Source organism: Streptomyces sp. NPDC058671 (genome assembly GCF_042716475.1).
GTDB lineage: Bacteria > Actinomycetota > Actinomycetes > Streptomycetales > Streptomycetaceae > Streptomyces.
This window is the reverse complement of sequence record NZ_JBHXSA010000005.1, coordinates 185,237-202,720: the sequence shown is the minus strand read 5'-3', so window position 1 is coordinate 202,720 and position 17,484 is coordinate 185,237. Positions and strand designations below refer to the sequence as shown.

The window sequence follows — 17,484 nt, the reverse complement described above, 5'->3', positions numbered from 1 at the left end:
GATGCCTCAGCGACCGGGCGGGGAACTCACCCAGACGTAGCGGTGTTCGGGCCGGCCCGTCTCGCCGTACCGGAGCGAGAGCCGCACGCGGCCGGTGCGTTCGAGGAGCTTGAGATAGCGCTGCGCCGTCTGGCGGCTGACGCCGGCCCGCTCGGCGATCTCCTGCGCGGACAGGGGAGCGCCGCAGGCGAGCAGGACCTGGCGGACCAGTTCGGCCGTGGTGGGGGAGTGCCCCTTGGGCAGGTCGGGGGTGAAGGAGCCGGCCGACAGGGCCCCGAAGATGCGGTCCACCTCGGCCTGCTCCGCCTCGCCGCCGCTGTCCAGGGCGCGGCGGAGCGTCGCGTACGCCTCCAACTTGGCTCGGAGCACCGCGAAGTTGAACGGCTTGACCAGGTACTGGAGGGCGCCGTGCCGCATCGCCGCCTGCACCGTGGCCACGTCCCGGGCCGCCGTCACCATGATCACGTCGCACTGGTGGCCCCGCGCGCGGAGTTCGCGTACGACCGCGAGGCCGTTCTCGTCCGGGAGGTAGTGGTCGAGAAGGATCAGATCCACCGGGTGGTCGTCCAGGGCGGCGAGCGCCTCGGCGGCCGTGTGGGCGGTGGCGGCGACCCGGAAGCCGGGCACCTTGGTGACGTACGCGGCGTTGATCCGCGCCACCCGCGCGTCGTCGTCCACGACGAGGACGTCGATCATCGCGCCCCCTCCACCGGTTCCGGTTCCGCGGAGGCCGCTTCGGGACCGGGTGCCGGCTCGGTCAGGGCGTCCGGGAGGACGACGGTGAACTCGGCGCCCCCCTCGGGGCCCCCGGCCACGCGGGCGGTGCCGCCGCGACGCTCCGCGAGCCGGCGGACGAGGGCGAGACCGAGACCGCGCTTCCCGTGGGAGGGAAGGGCCTTGGTTGACCAGCCCTCGGTGAAGATCAGCTCGCGGCTCTCCTCCGGAACCCCCGGTCCGCTGTCCGTGACCCGCAGCACGACCGTACGGCCGTCGGCGCGGAGGGAGACGTCGATCCGGGCGCCGGGAGTGCCCGCCACGGCGTCCAGCGCGTTGTCGACGAGGTTCCCGACGACGGTGACCAGTTCTCGCGGGTCGACCAGCCGGTCCGGCAGCAGCGAGGCGGGGGCGATCCGCAGCGAGACGCCCCGCTCGGCGGCGACCGTCGCCTTGCCGACCAGCAGCGCGGCGAGCAGCGGATCGCGGACCTTCTCCGTGACCTGCTCGGCGGTCGCCCGATGCACGCCGACCACCTCGGTGACGAACGCGACCGCCTCCTCGTGCAGTTCCAGCTCCAGGAGTCCGAGGAGGGTGTGCATCCGGTTGGCGTGCTCGTGGTCCTGGGCGCGAAGGGCGTCGATCAACCCCCGGGTGGAGTCCAGCTCGCGTCCGAGCCGCTCCAGCTCGGTCCGGTCGCGGAGCGTCGCCACCGCGCCGCCGTCGTCGGTCGGCATGCGGTTGGCGATCAGCACCCGGTGCCCCCGCACGGTGACGAGGTCCTGCCCGGTCACCCGGCCCGCGAGGACATCGGCGGTACGGCCCCCGCCGAGGATGTCGTCGAGCGGCCGGCCCGCCGCCTCGGGACCGAGACCGAGAAGCCGCTGTGCCTCGTCGTTGATGAGCCGCACCGAGCCGTTGCGGTCCAGGGCCACCACCCCCTCGCGGATGCCGTGCAGCATGGCCTCGCGTTCGGCGAGCAGCGCGGAGATGTCGGAGAACGCCAGGTCGTGGGTCTGCCGCTGAAGGCGCCGGGAGATCAGGTACGCGGCCAGGGCTCCGGCCGCGAGCGCCCCGCCCGCGTAGGCGAGGAGACCGGGGATCGCGGCGAGGAGCCGGTCGCGGACGCTGTCGTACTCGATGCCGACCGACACCGCGCCGACGATCCGCCCGTCCGCGTCCCGCAGCGGCGTCTTGCCGCGCGCCGAGCGGCCCAGGGTGCCGCTGTCGATCTCCATCACCTCGCGCCCGGCGAGGACGGTGCTCGGGTCGGTGGAGACACGCCCGCCGATCGCGGCGGGATCGGTGTGCGACCAGCGCACCCCACGGGTGTCCATGACCACGACGTACTCGGCGCCCGTCGAGGTCCTGATCCGCTCGGCCTCCGTCTGCACCGGGCCCCGCGGGGACGGCGGGGTCGTGGTGAGGTCCGCGGCCAGCCGGGGCGACGCGGTGGTTCCCGCGATGGCAAGCGCCCGCCGCATGGCCTGGTCGTCGAGCTGGGCGCTGAGCGGGGCGAGGAACAGCCCGGTGGCGAGGACGGTCACGCCGGTCGCGATGGCCAGCTGCATCAGCAGGACCTGCGAGAACACCCGCCGGGGCCACCCGAACCGCCGTCGGCGCGCACGGGGGCGCGGGGGGCTGGTCTGTGCGGGGCTCATGCCGGAAAAGGTACGGGGCCGCGCCCCGGGACCGGAAACGGTGACGGAGCGGGGGTGCCTATCCTGGGGGTTTCCCACAGCCGTGGGACACGAAGGAACAGGAGGCACGTCCCTTGACCACGCAGCAGATCCCCGTCGTCGTCCTGGCCGGGTTTCTCGGGGCCGGCAAGACCACGCTCCTCAACCACCTGCTGCGCAGCGCCCGGGGCACCCGTATCGGCGTCATGGTCAACGACTTCGGGGACATCGGCATCGACGCGATGAGCGTCGCCGGGCAGGTCGGCTCCACCGTCTCCCTCGGCAACGGCTGCCTCTGCTGCGCCGTCGACGCGAGCGAACTCGACGAGTACCTGGAGGTCCTCACCCGCCCCGAGTCCCGCCTCGACGTCATCGTGATCGAGGCGAGCGGTCTCGCCGAGCCGCGGGAACTGGTCCGTATGGTGCTCGCCAGCGAGAACGAGCGGATCGTGTACGGGGGGCTCGTCCAGGTCGTCGACGCGGCCGAGTTCTCCGCCACCCGGCAGCGGCACCCCGAGACCGACCGGCATCTGCCGATCGCCGACCTCGTGGTCGTGAACAAGACCGACCGGGTCCCCGGGGACCGGCTGCGCGCCGTCCGCGAGGCGGTGGCGGGCCTGGCCGGGAAGGCCGTCGTGGTCGAGGCAGCGTACGGACGGATCGACCCGGAACTGCTCTTCGACCGCGTGGTCCCCGAGGGGGAGATCGAGGGGCAGATGTCCATCGAGGACATCCTGTACGGCCCGGAGGGCGAGGACGGCGGGGGCGGGGAGGACGGCGGGGCCGGCCCGCACGCCCACCCGCACGCGGCGTACGAGACCGTGTCCCTGACGGCCACGACCCCGCTCCACCCGCGCCGGCTCATGGCCTTCCTCGACGCCCGGCCCGAGGGCCTCTACCGGATCAAGGGCTTCGTCGACTTCGGCGCCGCGGACCCGGACAATCGCTACACCGTCCACGCCGTCGGCCGTTTCCTGCGCTTCTATCCCGAGCGGTGGCCCGAGGGCGAGGAGCGGCTCACCCAGCTCGTCCTGATCGGTGCCGGCGTCGACGCGGCGGGACTCGGCAAGGAGCTGGCGTCCTGCGAGCAGAACGGCCCGCAGGACGCCCCCGACGAGCACAGCATGTGGGGCGTCCTGCGATACGTACAGCAGACCGAGGAAGAGCCGGAGGCGCCCTAACCGGTGCGGGCGGGGGCGCCTTCGACGGCGTCCTAGCTCGCCGGGCCCGCCACCACGTCCACCGGGTGGGGGAGCGGGGTGCCCGAGCCGTCTCGGCGCGGGTCCAGCTCCGGGAGGTCCACCGGGGTGCCGGTCTTCTGGGCCGCGCGGGCCGGCGCGGCACCCGCCCACGCCAGGATCAGGACGTCCTCGCCCCTCAGGAAGCGCTGGCAGCGGACACCGCCGGTCGCCCGGCCCTTGCGCGGGTACTGGTCGAAGGGCGTCAGCTTCGCCGACGTGCCCGCCGGGTCCAGGGTGCCCGTGGAGCCCGCGACGGTGAAGACGACGGCGTCGGCGGCCGGGTCGACCGCCGTGAACGAGAGCACCTCGGCGCCCGCCGACAGCTTGACGCCCGCCATGCCGCCGGCCGGGCGGCCCTGGGGCCGTACCTGCGAGGCCGGGTAGCGGAGCAGCTGGGCGTCGGAGGTGATGAAGACCAGGTCCTCCTCGCCCGTCCGCAGCTCGGTCGCGCCGACGATCCGGTCACCGTCCTTGAGGGAGATGACCTCCAGCTCGTCCTTGTTCGCCGGATAGTCGGGCACCACGCGCTTCACCACGCCCTGGCGTGTGCCGATGGCGAGGCCGGGCGAGGACTCGTCGAGCGTGGTGAGGCAGACGACGGTCTCGTCGGCCTCCAGGGACAGGAACTCGGACAGCGGCGCACCGCCCGCCAGGTTCGGGACGCTCGCGGTGTCCGGGAGCTGCGGCAGGTCGATGACCGCGATCCGCAGCAGCCGCCCCTGCGAGGTCACCGCGCCGATGTCGCCGCGCTGCGTGGCGGCCACCGCCGACAGGATCACGTCGTGCTTGACGCGCTTCGCGTCCGGGTCGGCCTCCGGCAGCTCCGCCGTCGCCGTACGGGCGAGCAGTCCGGTGGAGGACAGCAGCACCCGGCACGGGTCGTCCGCGACCTCCAGGGACACGGCCGCGACGGGCGCGCCCGCCGACTCGAGCAGGACCGTCCGCCGGTCCGTCGCGAACTTCTTGGCGACCGCGGCCAGTTCCGCCGAGACCAGCTTGCGCAGCTCCGCGTCGGAGTCCAGGATTCCGGTCAGCTCGTCGATCTCGCCGTTGAGACGGTCACGCTCGCTCTCCAGTTCAATCCGGTCGAACCGGGTGAGGCGGCGCAGCGGGGTGTCCAGGATGTACTGCGTCTGGATCTCGCTCAACGAGAAGCGCTCCATCAGGCGCTCCTTGGCCTGCGCGGAGTTGTCGCTCTCCCGGATGAGGCGGATGACCTCGTCGATGTCGAGCAGCGCGACGAGCAGGCCGAGCACGAGGTGGAGCCGGTCGCGCTTCTTGGTCCTGCGGAACTCGGAGCGGCGCCGGACCACCTCGAAGCGGTGGTCGAGGTAGACCTCCAGGAGCTCCTTGAGACCGAGGGTGAGGGGCTGGCCGTCGACCAGCGCCACGTTGTTGATGCCGAAGGACTCCTCCATCGGCGTCAGCTTGTAGAGCTGCTCGAGGACCGCCTCCGGCACGAAGCCGTTCTTGATCTCGATGACCAGGCGAAGGCCGTGGTTGCGGTCGGTGAGGTCCTTGACGTCCGCGATGCCCTGGAGCTTCTTGGAGCCGACCAGGTCCTTGATCTTGGAGATGACCTTCTCGGGGCCGACCGTGAAGGGCAGCTCGGTGACGACGATGCCCTTGCGCCGGGCCGTCACGGTCTCCACGCTCGTCGTGGCGCGGATCTTGAACGAGCCGCGGCCCGATTCGTACGCGTCCTTGATGCCGGAGAGGCCGACGATCCGGCCGCCGGTCGGCAGGTCGGGCCCGGGCACGAAACGCATCAGCGTCTCGAGGTCGGCGCCGGGGTGGCGGATCAGATGGCGGGCCGCGGCGATGACCTCGCCGAGGTTGTGCGGGGGCATGTTGGTCGCCATGCCGACCGCGATGCCGGACGCGCCGTTGACCAGCAGGTTCGGGTAGGCGGCGGGCAGCGCCGCCGGCTCCCGCTCCTGGCCGTCGTAGTTCGGCGAGAAGTCGACCGTGTCCTCGTCGATGGACTCGGTCATGAGCAGCGCGGCCGGGGCCATCCGCGACTCGGTGTACCGCATGGCGGCCGGCGGGTCGTCGTTGCCGAGGGAGCCGAAGTTGCCGTGGCCGTCGACGAGGGGGAGGCGCATGGAGAAGGGCTGCGCCATGCGCACCATGGCGTCGTAGATCGAGGCGTCGCCGTGCGGGTGGAGCTTGCCCATCACCTCGCCGACGACGCGGGCGCACTTGACGAAGCCCCGGTCGGGGCGGAGCCCCATCTCGCCCATCTGGTAGACGATGCGGCGCTGGACGGGCTTCATGCCGTCCCGGGCGTCGGGGAGGGCACGCGAGTAGATCACCGAGTACGCGTACTCGAGGAAGGAGCCCTGCATCTCGTCGACGACGTCGATGTCGAGGATTCGCTCCTCGAACGCGTCGTCCGGCGGCGGTGTCTTCGTGCTGCGGCGGGCCATCGCGGCTGCGGCTCCTTCACCAACATGGTTGAACTGACGCGGACCATTGTGGACCTTGCCACCGACAACGCCGACCGCGACCCGGAAGAGGGACTTCTCGAAGGGACGGGAACTTCGTCAGGTGTCGGCGCGCTTGCATACAGTGGCAGGACCTTTTCACATCGCGATCGAAGGGACGTACATGCCCATGGGTCACACGGCCACGGCCGAGGCCGGCTCCGGCGGCCTGACAGCGACCGAGCACCGGTTGGCGAACGGCCTGCGCGTGGTGCTCTCGGAGGACCACCTGACCCCGGTCGCCGCGGTCTGCCTCTGGTACGACGTCGGCTCACGGCACGAGGTCCCGGGCCGCACGGGCCTCGCCCACCTCTTCGAGCACCTGATGTTCCAGGGCTCGAAGCAGGTCCACGGCAACGGGCACTTCGAGCTGGTGCAGGGTGCGGGCGGTTCGCTCAACGGCACGACGAGCTTCGAGCGCACCAACTACTTCGAGACCATGCCCACGCACCAGCTGGAGCTCGCGCTCTGGCTGGAGGCCGACCGCATGGGCTCGCTGCTCGCCGCCCTGGACGACGAGTCCATGGAGAACCAGCGGGACGTCGTCAAGAACGAGCGCCGCCAGCGCTACGACAACGTGCCGTACGGCACGGCGTTCGAGAAGCTGACCGCCCTCGCCTACCCGGAGGGCCACCCCTACCACCACACGCCGATCGGCTCCATGGCCGACCTGGACGCGGCCACCCTGGAGGACGCGCGGGACTTCTTCCGCACGTACTACGCCCCGAACAACGCGGTGCTGTCGATCGTCGGCGACATCGACCCGGAGGAGACCCTCGCCTGGGTCGAGAAGTACTTCGGCTCCATCCCCGGCCACGACGGCAAGCCCGAACCGCGCTCCGGCGACCTGCCCGAGGTCATCGGCGAGCAGCTGCGCGAGGTCGTCGAGGAGGAGGTCCCGGCCCGCGCGCTGATGGCCGCCTACCGGCTGCCCCACGACGGCACGCGCGAGTGCGACGCCGCCGACCTGGCCCTGACGGTGCTCGGCGGCGGCGAGTCGTCCCGTCTGCACAACCGTCTCGTCCGCCGCGACCGTACGGCCGTCGCCGCCGGCTTCGGCCTGCTGCGGCTCGCCGGAGCGCCTTCGCTCGGCTGGCTGGACGTCAAGACCTCCGGAGGCGTCGAGGTCCCCCGGATCGAGGCGGCCGTCGACGAGGAGCTCGCCCGGTTCGCCGCGGAGGGCCCCACGCCGGAGGAGATGGAGCGCGCGCAGGCCCAGTTGGAGCGCGAGTGGCTCGACCGCCTCGGCACCGTCGCGGGCCGCGCCGACGAACTGTGCCGGTACGCCGTGCTGTTCGGCGACCCGCAGCTCGCCCTCACGGCCGTCGACCGGGTCCTGGACATCACCGCCGACGAGGTGCGGGCGGCCGCCGCGGCCGCGCTGCGCCCCGACAACCGCGCGGTGCTCGTCTACGAGCCCCTGGCGACCGAGCAGAGCGACCACGCCGACGGCGATGACGACGCAGAGGGAGCGGACCAGTGACCGACGCCGCCGTGTCTTTGACGAGCATGGACTTCCACCCCCAGCCGACGCCCGGCGTCGCCAGGCCCTGGGCCTTCCCCGCCCCGGACCGCGGCAAGCTGGACAACGGCCTGACGCTGCTGACCAGCCACCGCCCCGGTCAGCAGGTCGTGGCCGTGGAGCTCTTCCTGCCGGCCCCGCTGGACGCCGAGCCCGCCGGTCTCGACGGTGTCGCCACCATCATGGCGCGCGCGCTCTCCGAGGGCACCGACCGGCGCAGCGCCGAGGAGTTCGCGGCCGAGCTGGAGCGCTGCGGCGCCACGCTCGACGCGCACGCCGACCACCCGGGCGTACGGGTCTCCCTGGAGGTCCCCGTCTCCCGGCTGCCCAAGGCCCTCGGGCTGCTCTCCGAGGCCCTGATCGCCCCGGCTTTCCTGGACACCGAGATCGAGCGCCTGGTGCGCAACCGTCTCGACGAGATCCCGCACGAGACGGCCAGTCCGGCCCGTCGCGCCGCCAAGCAGCTGTCCAAGGAGCTCTTCCCTGCCGAGTCGCGGATGTCGCGGCCGCGCCAGGGCACCGAGGAGACCGTCGAGGCGATCGACGCGGCCGCGGTCCGCGCCTTCTACGAGGCGTACGTCCGGCCCGCCACGGCCACCGCCGTGGTCGTCGGCGACCTGACCGGCGTCGACCTGGACAAGGTCCTCGCCGAGACCCTGGGCGCCTGGACCGGCGAGCCTGCCGAGCCGCTCCCGATGCCGCCGATCACCGCCGACGACACCGGACGGGTCGTCATCGTGGACCGACCCGGCGCCGTCCAGACCCAGTTGCTGATCGGCCGCATCGGTCCCGACCGGCACGACCGCGTCTGGTCGGCCCAGGTCCTGGGCACGTACTGCCTCGGCGGCACCCTCACCTCGCGACTCGACCGGGTGCTGCGCGAGGAGAAGGGCTACACCTACGGGGTGCGCGCCTTCGCGCAGGTGCTCCGTTCGGACAGCCAGGGGAACGGCGCCGCGATGCTCGCCATCAGCGGTTCCGTCGACACGCCCAACACTGGCCCGGCGCTCGACGACCTGTGGAAGGTGCTGCGGACGCTGGCCGCCGAGGGCCTGACCGACGCCGAGCGCGAGACGGCCGTGCAGAACCTCGTCGGGGTCGCCCCGCTCAAGTACGAGACGGCCGCCTCCGTCGCCGGGACGCTCGCCGACCAGGTCGAGCAGCACCTTCCGGACGACTACCAGGCCCAGTTGTACGCCCGCCTGGCCGAGACGGGCACGGTCGAGGCGACCGCGGCCGTGGTCAGCGCCTTCCCGGTGGACCGGCTCGTCACGGTGCTCGTGGGTGACGCGTCGCAGATCGCGGACCCGGTGCGCGCGCTGGGCATCGGTGAAGTCACCGTCGTGACGGGCTGATTCCGGCTCCTGGCCCCGGCCGGGACCGGTTCCGGCCGGATCCTGAGAAGAGGGGCACGGGGAGGGCTCCGACGAACGATGTCGTCGGAGCCCTCCCCTTTGTCCGTATTGGCAGCAAGGGTGATCGTTTGCTCTGTGGCATGTCTTACAAACAGGCCGGTCCGGTTGGTGATTGAAAGGTGATCCGCATAGCGTCGTTGCGTCTGTTCGGCAGTTGCACCCGCCGCACCCGCGGCAACCGGACAGTCATCGCCGAGTCCCCGTCAGGCGCGAGCCTGGGGAGCCGGGGACCCACACGTAGTCCCTGGGGTGAATCGGGCGCCTTCGTCTCGTACGGAGGGGCTCGTAGGAGACCTTCCTGCTCCGAACCCGTCAGCTAACCCGGTAGGCGAGAGGGAAGGAAAGGATCAGCCACTACATGGCGTTCACCCGTGCCACCGGGAAGCATCGTGGTTCGAGCCGGATGGCGCGCCGCAGCGTGGGCTTCGCCGGCGCCGCGACACTCGCCACCACCGGCGTCATCGGAACCCTCGCCTCCCCGGCACTCGCCGCCGACGCGGACAACCGCTCCGTCGAGGACACCGGGCTCACCAAGGTGATCACCGAGGACTCCCTCGTGGACCGGATCAACGCCCAGGCCGCCGCCCAGGAGCAGGAGGCCTTCGAGGCCGCCGCGAAGGCGAAGGCCGAAGCCGAGGCGAAGCGCAAGGCGGAGGCCCGCGCCAAGGAGATCCGCGAGGCGGAGGAGCGCGCCGCCCGTGAGGCCGAGCGCCGCCGTCTGAACTCCTTCCAGCTCCCCGTCGCCGGCTCGTACGTGTCCACCGGCTACCAGACCGGCGGCTCGCTCTGGTCCTCCGGCAGCCACTCCGGCGTCGACTTCCACGCCGGCTACGGCAGCGGCGTCGTCTCCGTCGGCTCCGGGACGGTCGTCGAGGCCGGCTGGGGCGGCGCGTACGGAAACAACATCGTCATCCGGATGAACGACGGCACGTACACCCAGTACGGTCACCTCTCCTCCATCGAGGTCCACGTCGGCCAGAGCGTCGAACCGGGCCAGCGGATAGGCATCTCCGGCTCGACCGGCAACTCGACCGGCCCGCACCTGCACTTCGAGGCGCGTACGAGCTCCGAGTACGGCTCCGACATCAATCCGGTCGCCTACCTCCGGGCCCGAGGCGTCAGCGTCTGACGCACGGCGTCCGCCGCGCCCGCGTCACCGCACCCCGTACCCCCTGACCGCACCCCGGCCCCCGAGGGCCGGTCCGCGTCGCGTCGCAAAAGCCCCGGCTCGTGCTGAGCCGGGGCTTTTCGTCGGTCAAAAGGCGTCCATATTCCGCTGGGGCATCGGAAATTCCGGCGCGCTGCAATAGAGTCGCAGATCGGGCGCAGAACAGGCGCCTCTGGAATTGTCTCGCGCAGACCAAGGCGGAGGTCGGACATGCGCATTCCCGCGCACTCGGTATGCACGGCGATCCGGGACGACATCGTCTCCGGCGTCTTCGAGCGGGGCAGCCGGCTGACCGAGGAACAGCTCGCACGTCGGTACGGGGTCTCCCGGGTCCCGGTCCGCGAGGCCCTGCGCACCCTGGAGTCCGAGGGCTTCGTCGTCACCCGCCGCCACGCGGGCGCGCAGGTCGCCGAGCCCACCGAGCAGGAGGCGGCCGATCTGCTCGACATGCGGGCGCTGCTCGAACCACTGGGCGCCGCACGAGCCGCCCAGCGGCGCACCGAGGCCCACCTCAAGGTGCTCCGGGGCCTGGTCAGGCTGGGGCAGGAGCGGGCCAGGCGGGGTCAGGGCGAGGATCTGCGCTCGCTGGGCGGCTGGTTCCACGAGACGCTGGCACAGGCTTCCGGCAGCCCGGCGCTCACGGCGCTGCTGACCCAGCTGCGCCACAAGATCGCCTGGATGTACGCGGTCGAGGAGCCCGCGCAGCCGGTGGAGGCCTGGGCCGAGCGCGGCGCGATCGTGGACGCCCTCGCGCGCGGTGACGCCGAGCGGGCGCGGGCGCTGACCGCGCTGCACGCGGAGCGCTCGCAGCCGCTGCACCACCTCAAAAGGCCGACGCGCGGTCGTGTGAGGGTTTCGCAACATGTCGTCAACACGGCGAGCGCCCGGAATTAACGCGCGCACCGTATACAAAGAATGCGAATTCGGCGGGCTGGTCCCGTGCTGCCCGAAAGTCGCTCGGGGGGAAATGCGAAAGGCCGTGGCCGCCGGAATTCCGGCAGCCACGGCCTTTCGCCGTACGAGAAGGTCGACCCGGCTCAGACGGTCTCGGGGAGCTCGTCGAGACCCTCGGCGACCAGCTTCGCCAGACGGTCCAGAGCGGCCTCGGCGCCCTCGGCCTCCGAGGCGAGGACGATCTCCTCGCCGCCCTGCGCGCCCAGGCCGAGCACCGCGAGCATGGAGGCGGCGTTCACCGGGGTGCCGTCGGACTTGGCGATCGTCACCGGAACGCCGGAAGCCGTGGCGGCACGGACGAAGATGGACGCGGGGCGGGCGTGCAGGCCCTCGGCCCAGCCGACGTTGACGCGGCGCTCAGCCATGGTGTTGCCCTTCAAGTCTTAGCGGTTGTCTAGACCAGTCTCTCACGGGACGCCCGGTGCTCCACGCCGACCTCCGGCCCGGACCGGACCGTCTTCCGACCCGCTCCTGCCGCACCCGGCGTGCTCCCACCTTGCACGGCGTGCCCCTACCTTGCACGGCGCGCACCCTCCACGCGACCGGTGCCACAGCCGTGTCGCGGCCGTAGGCTGGCCCCATGCAGAGCGCGTCGGAGCAGTCGGAAGCGGCCGAACACCCGGCACCACAGGCGCGTCCCGAGCCACCGGACCACGACTACCCCGACCACTGGGAAGCGGACGTGGTGCTCCGCGACGGCGGCACCGCGCGCATCCGGCCCATCACCGCCGCCGACGCCGACCGCCTCGTCAGCTTCTACGAGCAGGTCTCGGACGAGTCGAAGTACTACCGCTTCTTCGCCCCCTATCCGCGGCTCTCCGCCAAGGACGTCCACCGCTTCACCCATCACGACTTCGTGGACCGGGTCGGGCTCGCGGCGACGGTGGGCGGCGAGTTCATCGCCACCGTCCGCTACGACCGCATCGACGACCGCGGACTGCCCGCCTCCGCGCCTGCCGACGAGGCCGAGGTCGCCTTCCTCGTGCAGGACGCCCACCAGGGACGCGGTGTCGCCTCCGCCCTGCTCGAACACATCGCGGCGGTCGCGCGCGAACGGGACATCCGGCGCTTCGCCGCCGAGGTCCTGCCCGCCAACACCAAGATGATCAAGGTCTTCACGGACGCGGGCTACACCCAGAAGCGCAGCTTCGAGGACGGCTCCGTCCGGCTCCACCTCGACCTCGAACCCACCGACCGGTCCCTCGCCGTCCAGCGCGCACGGGAGCAGCGGGCCGAGGCACGCTCCGTGCAGCGCCTCCTCACCCCCAGGTCCGTCGCCGTCGTCGGAGCCGGGCGCGCCCCCGGCGGCGTCGGCCGCACCGTCCTCCGCAACCTCCTCGGAGCCGACTTCACGGGACGCGTGTACGCGGTCAACGCCGCGCTCCCCACCGGCGAGGCTTCGGAGCTCGACGGTGTCCCCGCCCACGCGTCCGTCGGCGCCATCGGAGAACCCGTCGACCTCGCGATCGTCGCGGTCCCCGCCGAACGGGTGCCGGAGGCCGTCGCGGATTGCGGTGAGCACGGCGTACGGGGCCTGGTCGTCCTGTCCGCCGGATACGCGGAGAGCGGGGCCGACGGCCGCGAACGGCAGCGGCAGCTCGTCCGGCAGGCACGCTCGTACGGGATGCGGATCATCGGCCCCAACGCCTTCGGGATCATCACCACCGCCGACGACGTCCGGCTCAACGCCTCCCTCGCGCCGCAGATGCCGGCCGCGGGGCGCATCGGACTCTTCACCCAGTCGGGCGCGATCGGTATCGCCCTGCTCGCCGGGCTGCACCGGCGGGGGGCGGGCCTCTCCTCCTTCATCTCGGCGGGCAACCGCGCCGACGTCTCCGGCAACGACTTCCTCCAGCACTGGTACGACGACCCCGGAACCGACGTCGTCCTCCTCTATCTGGAGTCGATCGGCAACCCCCGCAAGTTCACCCGGCTGGCCCGCCGCACCGCCGCCGTCAAGCCGGTCGTCGTCGTCAAGGGCGCCCGGCACAGCGGCAGCGCCCCGCCCGGCCACCGGGTGCCCGTCACCCGCATCCCGCACGCCACGGTCTCCGCTCTGCTCCGCCAGGCCGGGGTCATCCGCGTCGACACCGTCACCGAACTCGTCGACGCCGGTCTGCTCCTGGCCGCCCAGCCCCTGCCCGCCGGGCCGCGGGTCGCGATCCTCGGCAACTCCGAGTCCCTCGGCCTCCTCACGTACGACGCCTGCCTGACGGAGGGACTGCGCCCGCTGCGGCCGCTGGACCTGACGACGGCGGCGGAACCGGCGGACTTCCGGGACGCGCTGGCGGCGGCGCTCGCGGACGAGACGTCCGACGCGGTCGTCGTGAACGCGATCCCCTGGGTCGGTGAGAACGGTGCCACCGAGTTCGGCGACGGCGAGGTCCTCGCGGCCTCCCTCCGCGAGGCCGTCGCCTCCGCCCCGACCCCGACGAAGCCGGTCGTCGTCGTCCACGTCGAGATGGGCGGCCTCGCGGAGGCCCTCGCGATCGCAACGAGCACGCGACCGACGACGGCCGGGAGGGGCCGGGGCGGGGGTACGGGGACGGGTACGGGAGCCGGGCCCCGGCTCGGAGCGCAGGCCCAGGCCGACCCACCGACGCCGACCGACGTCCGACCGGAAACCCCGGTCGAGTCCGGCCCCGGAGCCCCGGCGAAGTCCGGACCCGGAGTCCCGGCCGAGTCCGGCCCCGGCGCCCCGGCCGACGCCCGATCGGGAACGCCGATCGGGTCCGGACCCGGAGCCCCGGCCAGTTCCCGGGTCGCGGACCCGGCCGGTTCCACGGCCGGGCCCGGCACCGGATCCGTCCCCGGGTCGTCGGAGGAGCCGGCCGGCGCCCCCGGCGCCGCCGGCGTCGCCATCACCATCCCCGCCTACCCCGCCGCCGAGCGGGCCGTGCGGGCGTTGGCCGAGGCCGTGCGGTACGGGCAGTGGCGGCGGCAGGCCGCCGAGCCCGGGCGGGTGCCCGAGTACGAGGACATCGACGAGGCGGGGGCCGCCGCGCTCATCGAGCGGGTGCTCGGCGGCGAGGAGGCCGACCCCCGCGGTGTGACGCTCGGCACCGAGCAGGCAGGGGAACTGCTCGCGCGGTACGGGATCGCCGTCCTGCCCACCCTGCCCGCGCCCACGCCCGACGCCGCCGTCGCGGCGGCCGCCCGGCTGGGCTACCCGGTCGCCCTCAAGACGACCGCGCCGCACCTCCGCCACCGCCCCGACCTCGGCGGCGTCCGGCTCGACCTGGCGACCGAGGAGCAGCTGCGCACGGCGTACGCCGAGCTGACCGAGGTCCTCGGCAAGCCCGAGGAGCTCCAGCCCGTCGTGCAGGCCATGGTGCCCCGGGGCGTCGACACGGTCGTCAGGTCCGCCATCGACCCAGCCGTCGGCGCCGTCCTCTCCTTCGGCCTCGCGGGCGCGCCGTCCGAGCTGCTCGGCGACACGACCCACCGCCTGGTCCCGGCCACGGACCGGGACGTCGCCGAACTCGTCCGTTCCCTCCGCACCGCCCCGCTCCTGTTCGGCTGGCGCGGCTCGGCCCCCGTCGACACCCCGGCCCTCGAAGAGGTCCTGCTTCGGGTCTCCCGGCTCGTCGACGACCATCCCGAGGTCGTCGCCGTCTCCCTGGAGCCGGTGGTCGTCGCACCACGCGGACTCTCCGTCCTCGGCGCCACCGTCCGACTGGCCCCGCCGCCGCCCCGAACCGACCTCGGCCCGCGCAGCCTGCCGAGCTACGGAACGGCCTGAGGGGCCCCCACCGCCCCGTAGGATGGAGTCCATGGCGAAGACCGGTACGACGACCCAGGGGCTGCGCGCGGCGATCGAGCGCAGCGGCTACTACCCGGCCCTCGTGGCCGAGGCGGTGGAGTCCGCCGTCGGCGGCGAGGCCGTCGCGTCGTACGTGGTGCACCAGGAGACCACCTTCGACGCGAACGAGGTCCGGCGCCATGTCACCGTCCTCGTCCTGACGCCGCACCGTTTCATCGTCAGCCACACCGACGAGCAGGCCGCCGACTCCAGCTCCCCGACCCCGTACGCCACGACGTCCACCGAGTCCGTGAAGCTGGACCGGATCTCGTCCGTCGTCCTCAGCCGCGTGGTCGCCAACCCGGAGTCGTACACGCCGGGCGCCCTTCCCCGCGAGGTCGTCCTCACCATCGGCTGGGGTGCCGTCTCCCGGATCGATCTGGAGCCCGCCGCCTGCGGCGACTCCAACTGTGACGCCGACCACGGCTACACCGGGAACGCCACCGCCGACGACCTCAGCCTGCGCGTGAGCGAGGCCGGGGACGGTCCGGACACCGTCCGGCAGACCCTCGCCTTCGCCCAGGCCCTCTCCGAAGCCATCGCGGCCACCGCCGCCCCCACCCGCTGATGGTGCAGCCCGCCGCCGTGAACCACGGCTGGCCCGACGATCCGGTTCCGCTCGCCCCGGAGACCGCGCCGGTCCCCGAGTACGCCTCCGGCTCCCTCGGTGACCTGCTGCCGACGCTCGTCGCCGGCCAGGGAGTGCCCGGTTTCACCTCCCGGATCGCGGAGTTGGCCCCGGCCGACCGGAACTGCCTCTTCCTGATCGACGGGCTCGGCTGGGAGCAGATCAAGGCCCACCCGGACGAGGCGCCCTATCTGACCTCGCTCCTCGGCTCCTCGCGGGGCGGCACGGGCCGCCCGGTCACCGCAGGCTTCCCCGCGACCACGGCGACCTCGCTGGCCTCCGTCGGCACCGGCCGCTATCCCGGCACGCACGGGCTGCCCGGTTACACCGTGCGCAACCCGGCGACCGGCGAGCTGATGAACCAGCTGCGCTGGAAGCCGTGGACCGCGCCGCACGTCTGGCAGCCGTACCCGACCGTCTTCCAGCTCGCGCACGAGGCCGGGGTCCACACCGCCCAGGTGTCCTCCCCGATCTTCGAGCAGACCCCGCTCACCAAGGTCGCGCTCAGCGGCGGAACGTTTCACGGGCGGCTCTCCGGCGAGGAGCGCATGGACTTCTCCGCCGAGCAGCTCGCCGCCGGCGACCGCTCGCTGGTCTACACGTACTACAGCGAACTCGACGGCGCCGGACACCGCTTCGGTGTCGACTCCGACGCCTGGCGCGGCCAGCTGATGTTCGTCGACCGGCTCGTGCAGCGGCTCGCCGAGCAGCTGCCGCCCCGCTCCGCCCTGTACGTCACGGCCGACCACGGCATGGTCGACATCCCCTTCGACGAGCAGCACCGCATCGACTTCGACGAGGACTGGGAGCTGCGCGCGGGCGTCGCCCTCCTCGGCGGCGAGGGCCGGGCCCGTCACGTCTACGCCGTGCCCGGCGCCGAGGCGGACGTCCTCACCTGCTGGCGTGAGGTGATCGGCGAGCAGTTCTGGGTGGCGAGCCGCGACGAGGCCGTCTCCCTCGGCTGGTTCGGCGACGAGATCGACGAGCGGGTGTACGGCCGGATCGGCGACGTCGTCGCCGCGGCCCACGACGACGTGGCGATCACCGCCTCCGTCAACGAGCCGCACGAGTCCGCGATGGTCGGCATGCACGGGTCGATGACGCCCGCGGAGCAGCTCGTCCCGCTGCTCGAAGTCCGTTCCTGAACACCGCGTCCCGTCTCCCCGTCCCGTCCCCTCCCACGACCTGAAAGGTCCCGACCCGTCATGCCCGAGCTGGTCTTCTTCTCCGGAACCATGGATTGCGGGAAGAGCACCCTGGCCCTCCAGATCGCCCACAACCGCGATGCGCGGGGGCTTCAGGGCGTGATCTTCACGCGTGACGACCGGGCGGGCGAGGGCAAGCTGTCGTCCCGGCTCGGCCTGGTGACGGAGGCGGTCGAGGCTCCCCAGGGCATGGACCTGTACGCGTACCTGGTCGCCCAGTTCTCGCAGGGCGGCAAGGCCGACTACGTGATCGTCGACGAGGCGCAGTTCCTCGCCCCGGAACAGATCGACCAGCTCGCGCGGGTCGTCGACGACCTGGGTCTCGACGTCTTCGCCTTCGGCATCACCACCGATTTCCGGACCAGGCTCTTCCCGGGTTCGCAGCGCCTGATCGAACTGGCGGACCGGATCGAGCAGCTCCAGGTCGAGGCGCTGTGCTGGTGCGGGGCGCGGGCCACGCACAACGCCCGCACGGTCGGCGGCGAGATGGTGGTCGAGGGTGAGCAGGTCGTCGTCGGTGATGTGCGCCGCCCGGTCGAGGAGGTCGGCTACGAGGTGCTGTGCCGCCGCCACCACCGCAAGCGGATGACCTCCGCCGCCGCCCACGCGGGCGCACTGTCCCCGGACGTCCTCCCCGTCAACCACGCCTGACGGCGCCGAGGCGCCGGCG

13 protein-coding genes and 1 riboswitch are annotated in these 17,484 nt (G+C 72.6%); of the genes, 9 read left to right on the top strand and 4 right to left on the bottom strand.

What is annotated here, in order from left to right; all coding sequences use genetic code 11:
• Nucleotides 1-6: 6 nt before the first annotated feature.
• Entirely contained in the window at nucleotides 7-696 is a 690-nt protein-coding gene (locus tag ACFWV2_RS08620; protein ID WP_384403736.1) for a response regulator, read from the bottom strand.
• On the bottom strand, nucleotides 693-2,375 hold the full coding sequence (locus ACFWV2_RS08615; protein WP_384403733.1) for an ATP-binding protein: 1,683 nt from the start codon (nucleotides 2,373-2,375) through the stop codon (nucleotides 693-695). Before ACFWV2_RS08615 ends, ACFWV2_RS08620 begins: the two co-directional genes overlap by 4 nt.
• Nucleotides 2,376-2,488: 113 nt before the next feature.
• On the opposite strand from ACFWV2_RS08615, the gene ACFWV2_RS08610 reads away from it, so the two are divergent.
• On the top strand, nucleotides 2,489-3,574 hold the full coding sequence (locus ACFWV2_RS08610; protein WP_384403730.1) for a CobW family GTP-binding protein: 1,086 nt from the start codon (nucleotides 2,489-2,491) through the stop codon (nucleotides 3,572-3,574).
• Between the two features lie 32 nt (nucleotides 3,575-3,606).
• On the opposite strand, the gene ACFWV2_RS08605 is transcribed toward ACFWV2_RS08610, so the two are convergent.
• Nucleotides 3,607-6,063 carry a DNA topoisomerase (ATP-hydrolyzing) subunit A gene (locus ACFWV2_RS08605; RefSeq protein WP_384403727.1) on the bottom strand — a complete coding sequence of 819 codons (2,457 nt, stop codon included), beginning with the start codon at nucleotides 6,061-6,063 and terminating at the stop codon, nucleotides 3,607-3,609.
• A 181-nt stretch (nucleotides 6,064-6,244) separates the two neighbouring features.
• Between ACFWV2_RS08605 and ACFWV2_RS08600 the strand changes: the two genes are divergently transcribed.
• The 4 genes from ACFWV2_RS08600 to ACFWV2_RS08585 all read left to right on the top strand — a co-directional run bounded on the left by ACFWV2_RS08600 (nucleotide 6,245) and on the right by ACFWV2_RS08585 (nucleotide 11,119).
• Nucleotides 6,245-7,603, top strand: a complete 1,359-nt coding sequence (locus tag ACFWV2_RS08600) for a M16 family metallopeptidase (RefSeq protein ID WP_384403724.1) — start codon at nucleotides 6,245-6,247, stop codon at nucleotides 7,601-7,603.
• Nucleotides 7,600-8,997 (top strand): M16 family metallopeptidase, encoded by a 1,398-nt coding sequence (locus tag ACFWV2_RS08595; protein ID WP_384403721.1) that lies wholly within the window; start codon nucleotides 7,600-7,602, stop codon nucleotides 8,995-8,997. The genes ACFWV2_RS08600 and ACFWV2_RS08595 overlap by 4 nt, the downstream gene beginning before the upstream one ends.
• A gap of 240 nt (nucleotides 8,998-9,237) precedes the next feature.
• Nucleotides 9,238-9,403, top strand: a riboswitch (cyclic di-AMP (ydaO/yuaA leader).
• A 12-nt stretch (nucleotides 9,404-9,415) separates the two neighbouring features.
• Nucleotides 9,416-10,186 carry a M23 family metallopeptidase gene (locus tag ACFWV2_RS08590; RefSeq protein WP_384403718.1) on the top strand — a complete coding sequence of 257 codons (771 nt, stop codon included), beginning with the start codon at nucleotides 9,416-9,418 and terminating at the stop codon, nucleotides 10,184-10,186.
• A 249-nt stretch (nucleotides 10,187-10,435) separates the two neighbouring features.
• Nucleotides 10,436-11,119 carry a GntR family transcriptional regulator gene (locus ACFWV2_RS08585; RefSeq protein WP_384403715.1) on the top strand — a complete coding sequence of 228 codons (684 nt, stop codon included), beginning with the start codon at nucleotides 10,436-10,438 and terminating at the stop codon, nucleotides 11,117-11,119.
• Between the two features lie 143 nt (nucleotides 11,120-11,262).
• On the opposite strand, the gene ACFWV2_RS08580 is transcribed toward ACFWV2_RS08585, so the two are convergent.
• Nucleotides 11,263-11,544 (bottom strand): HPr family phosphocarrier protein, encoded by a 282-nt coding sequence (locus ACFWV2_RS08580; protein ID WP_030211756.1) that lies wholly within the window; start codon nucleotides 11,542-11,544, stop codon nucleotides 11,263-11,265.
• Nucleotides 11,545-11,759: 215 nt separating this feature from the next.
• Between ACFWV2_RS08580 and ACFWV2_RS08575 the strand changes: the two genes are divergently transcribed.
• Genes ACFWV2_RS08575 through ACFWV2_RS08560 form a run of 4 tightly spaced genes read left to right on the top strand, consistent with a single transcriptional unit; the run spans nucleotide 11,760 to nucleotide 17,465 of the window.
• A complete protein-coding gene (locus tag ACFWV2_RS08575) occupies nucleotides 11,760-14,921 on the top strand; it encodes a GNAT family N-acetyltransferase (protein WP_384403711.1) in 3,162 nt (1,053 codons plus the stop codon).
• A 31-nt stretch (nucleotides 14,922-14,952) separates the two neighbouring features.
• Nucleotides 14,953-15,549, top strand: a complete 597-nt coding sequence (locus tag ACFWV2_RS08570; RefSeq protein ID WP_384403708.1) for a DUF5998 family protein — start codon at nucleotides 14,953-14,955, stop codon at nucleotides 15,547-15,549.
• Complete coding sequence (locus ACFWV2_RS08565) at nucleotides 15,549-16,754, top strand: alkaline phosphatase family protein (protein WP_384403705.1); 1,206 nt, start codon at nucleotides 15,549-15,551, stop codon at nucleotides 16,752-16,754. Before ACFWV2_RS08570 ends, ACFWV2_RS08565 begins: the two co-directional genes overlap by 1 nt.
• Nucleotides 16,755-16,814: 60 nt before the next feature.
• Nucleotides 16,815-17,465 (top strand): thymidine kinase, encoded by a 651-nt coding sequence (locus ACFWV2_RS08560; RefSeq protein WP_384403702.1) that lies wholly within the window; start codon nucleotides 16,815-16,817, stop codon nucleotides 17,463-17,465.
• Nucleotides 17,466-17,484 lie beyond the last annotated feature (19 nt).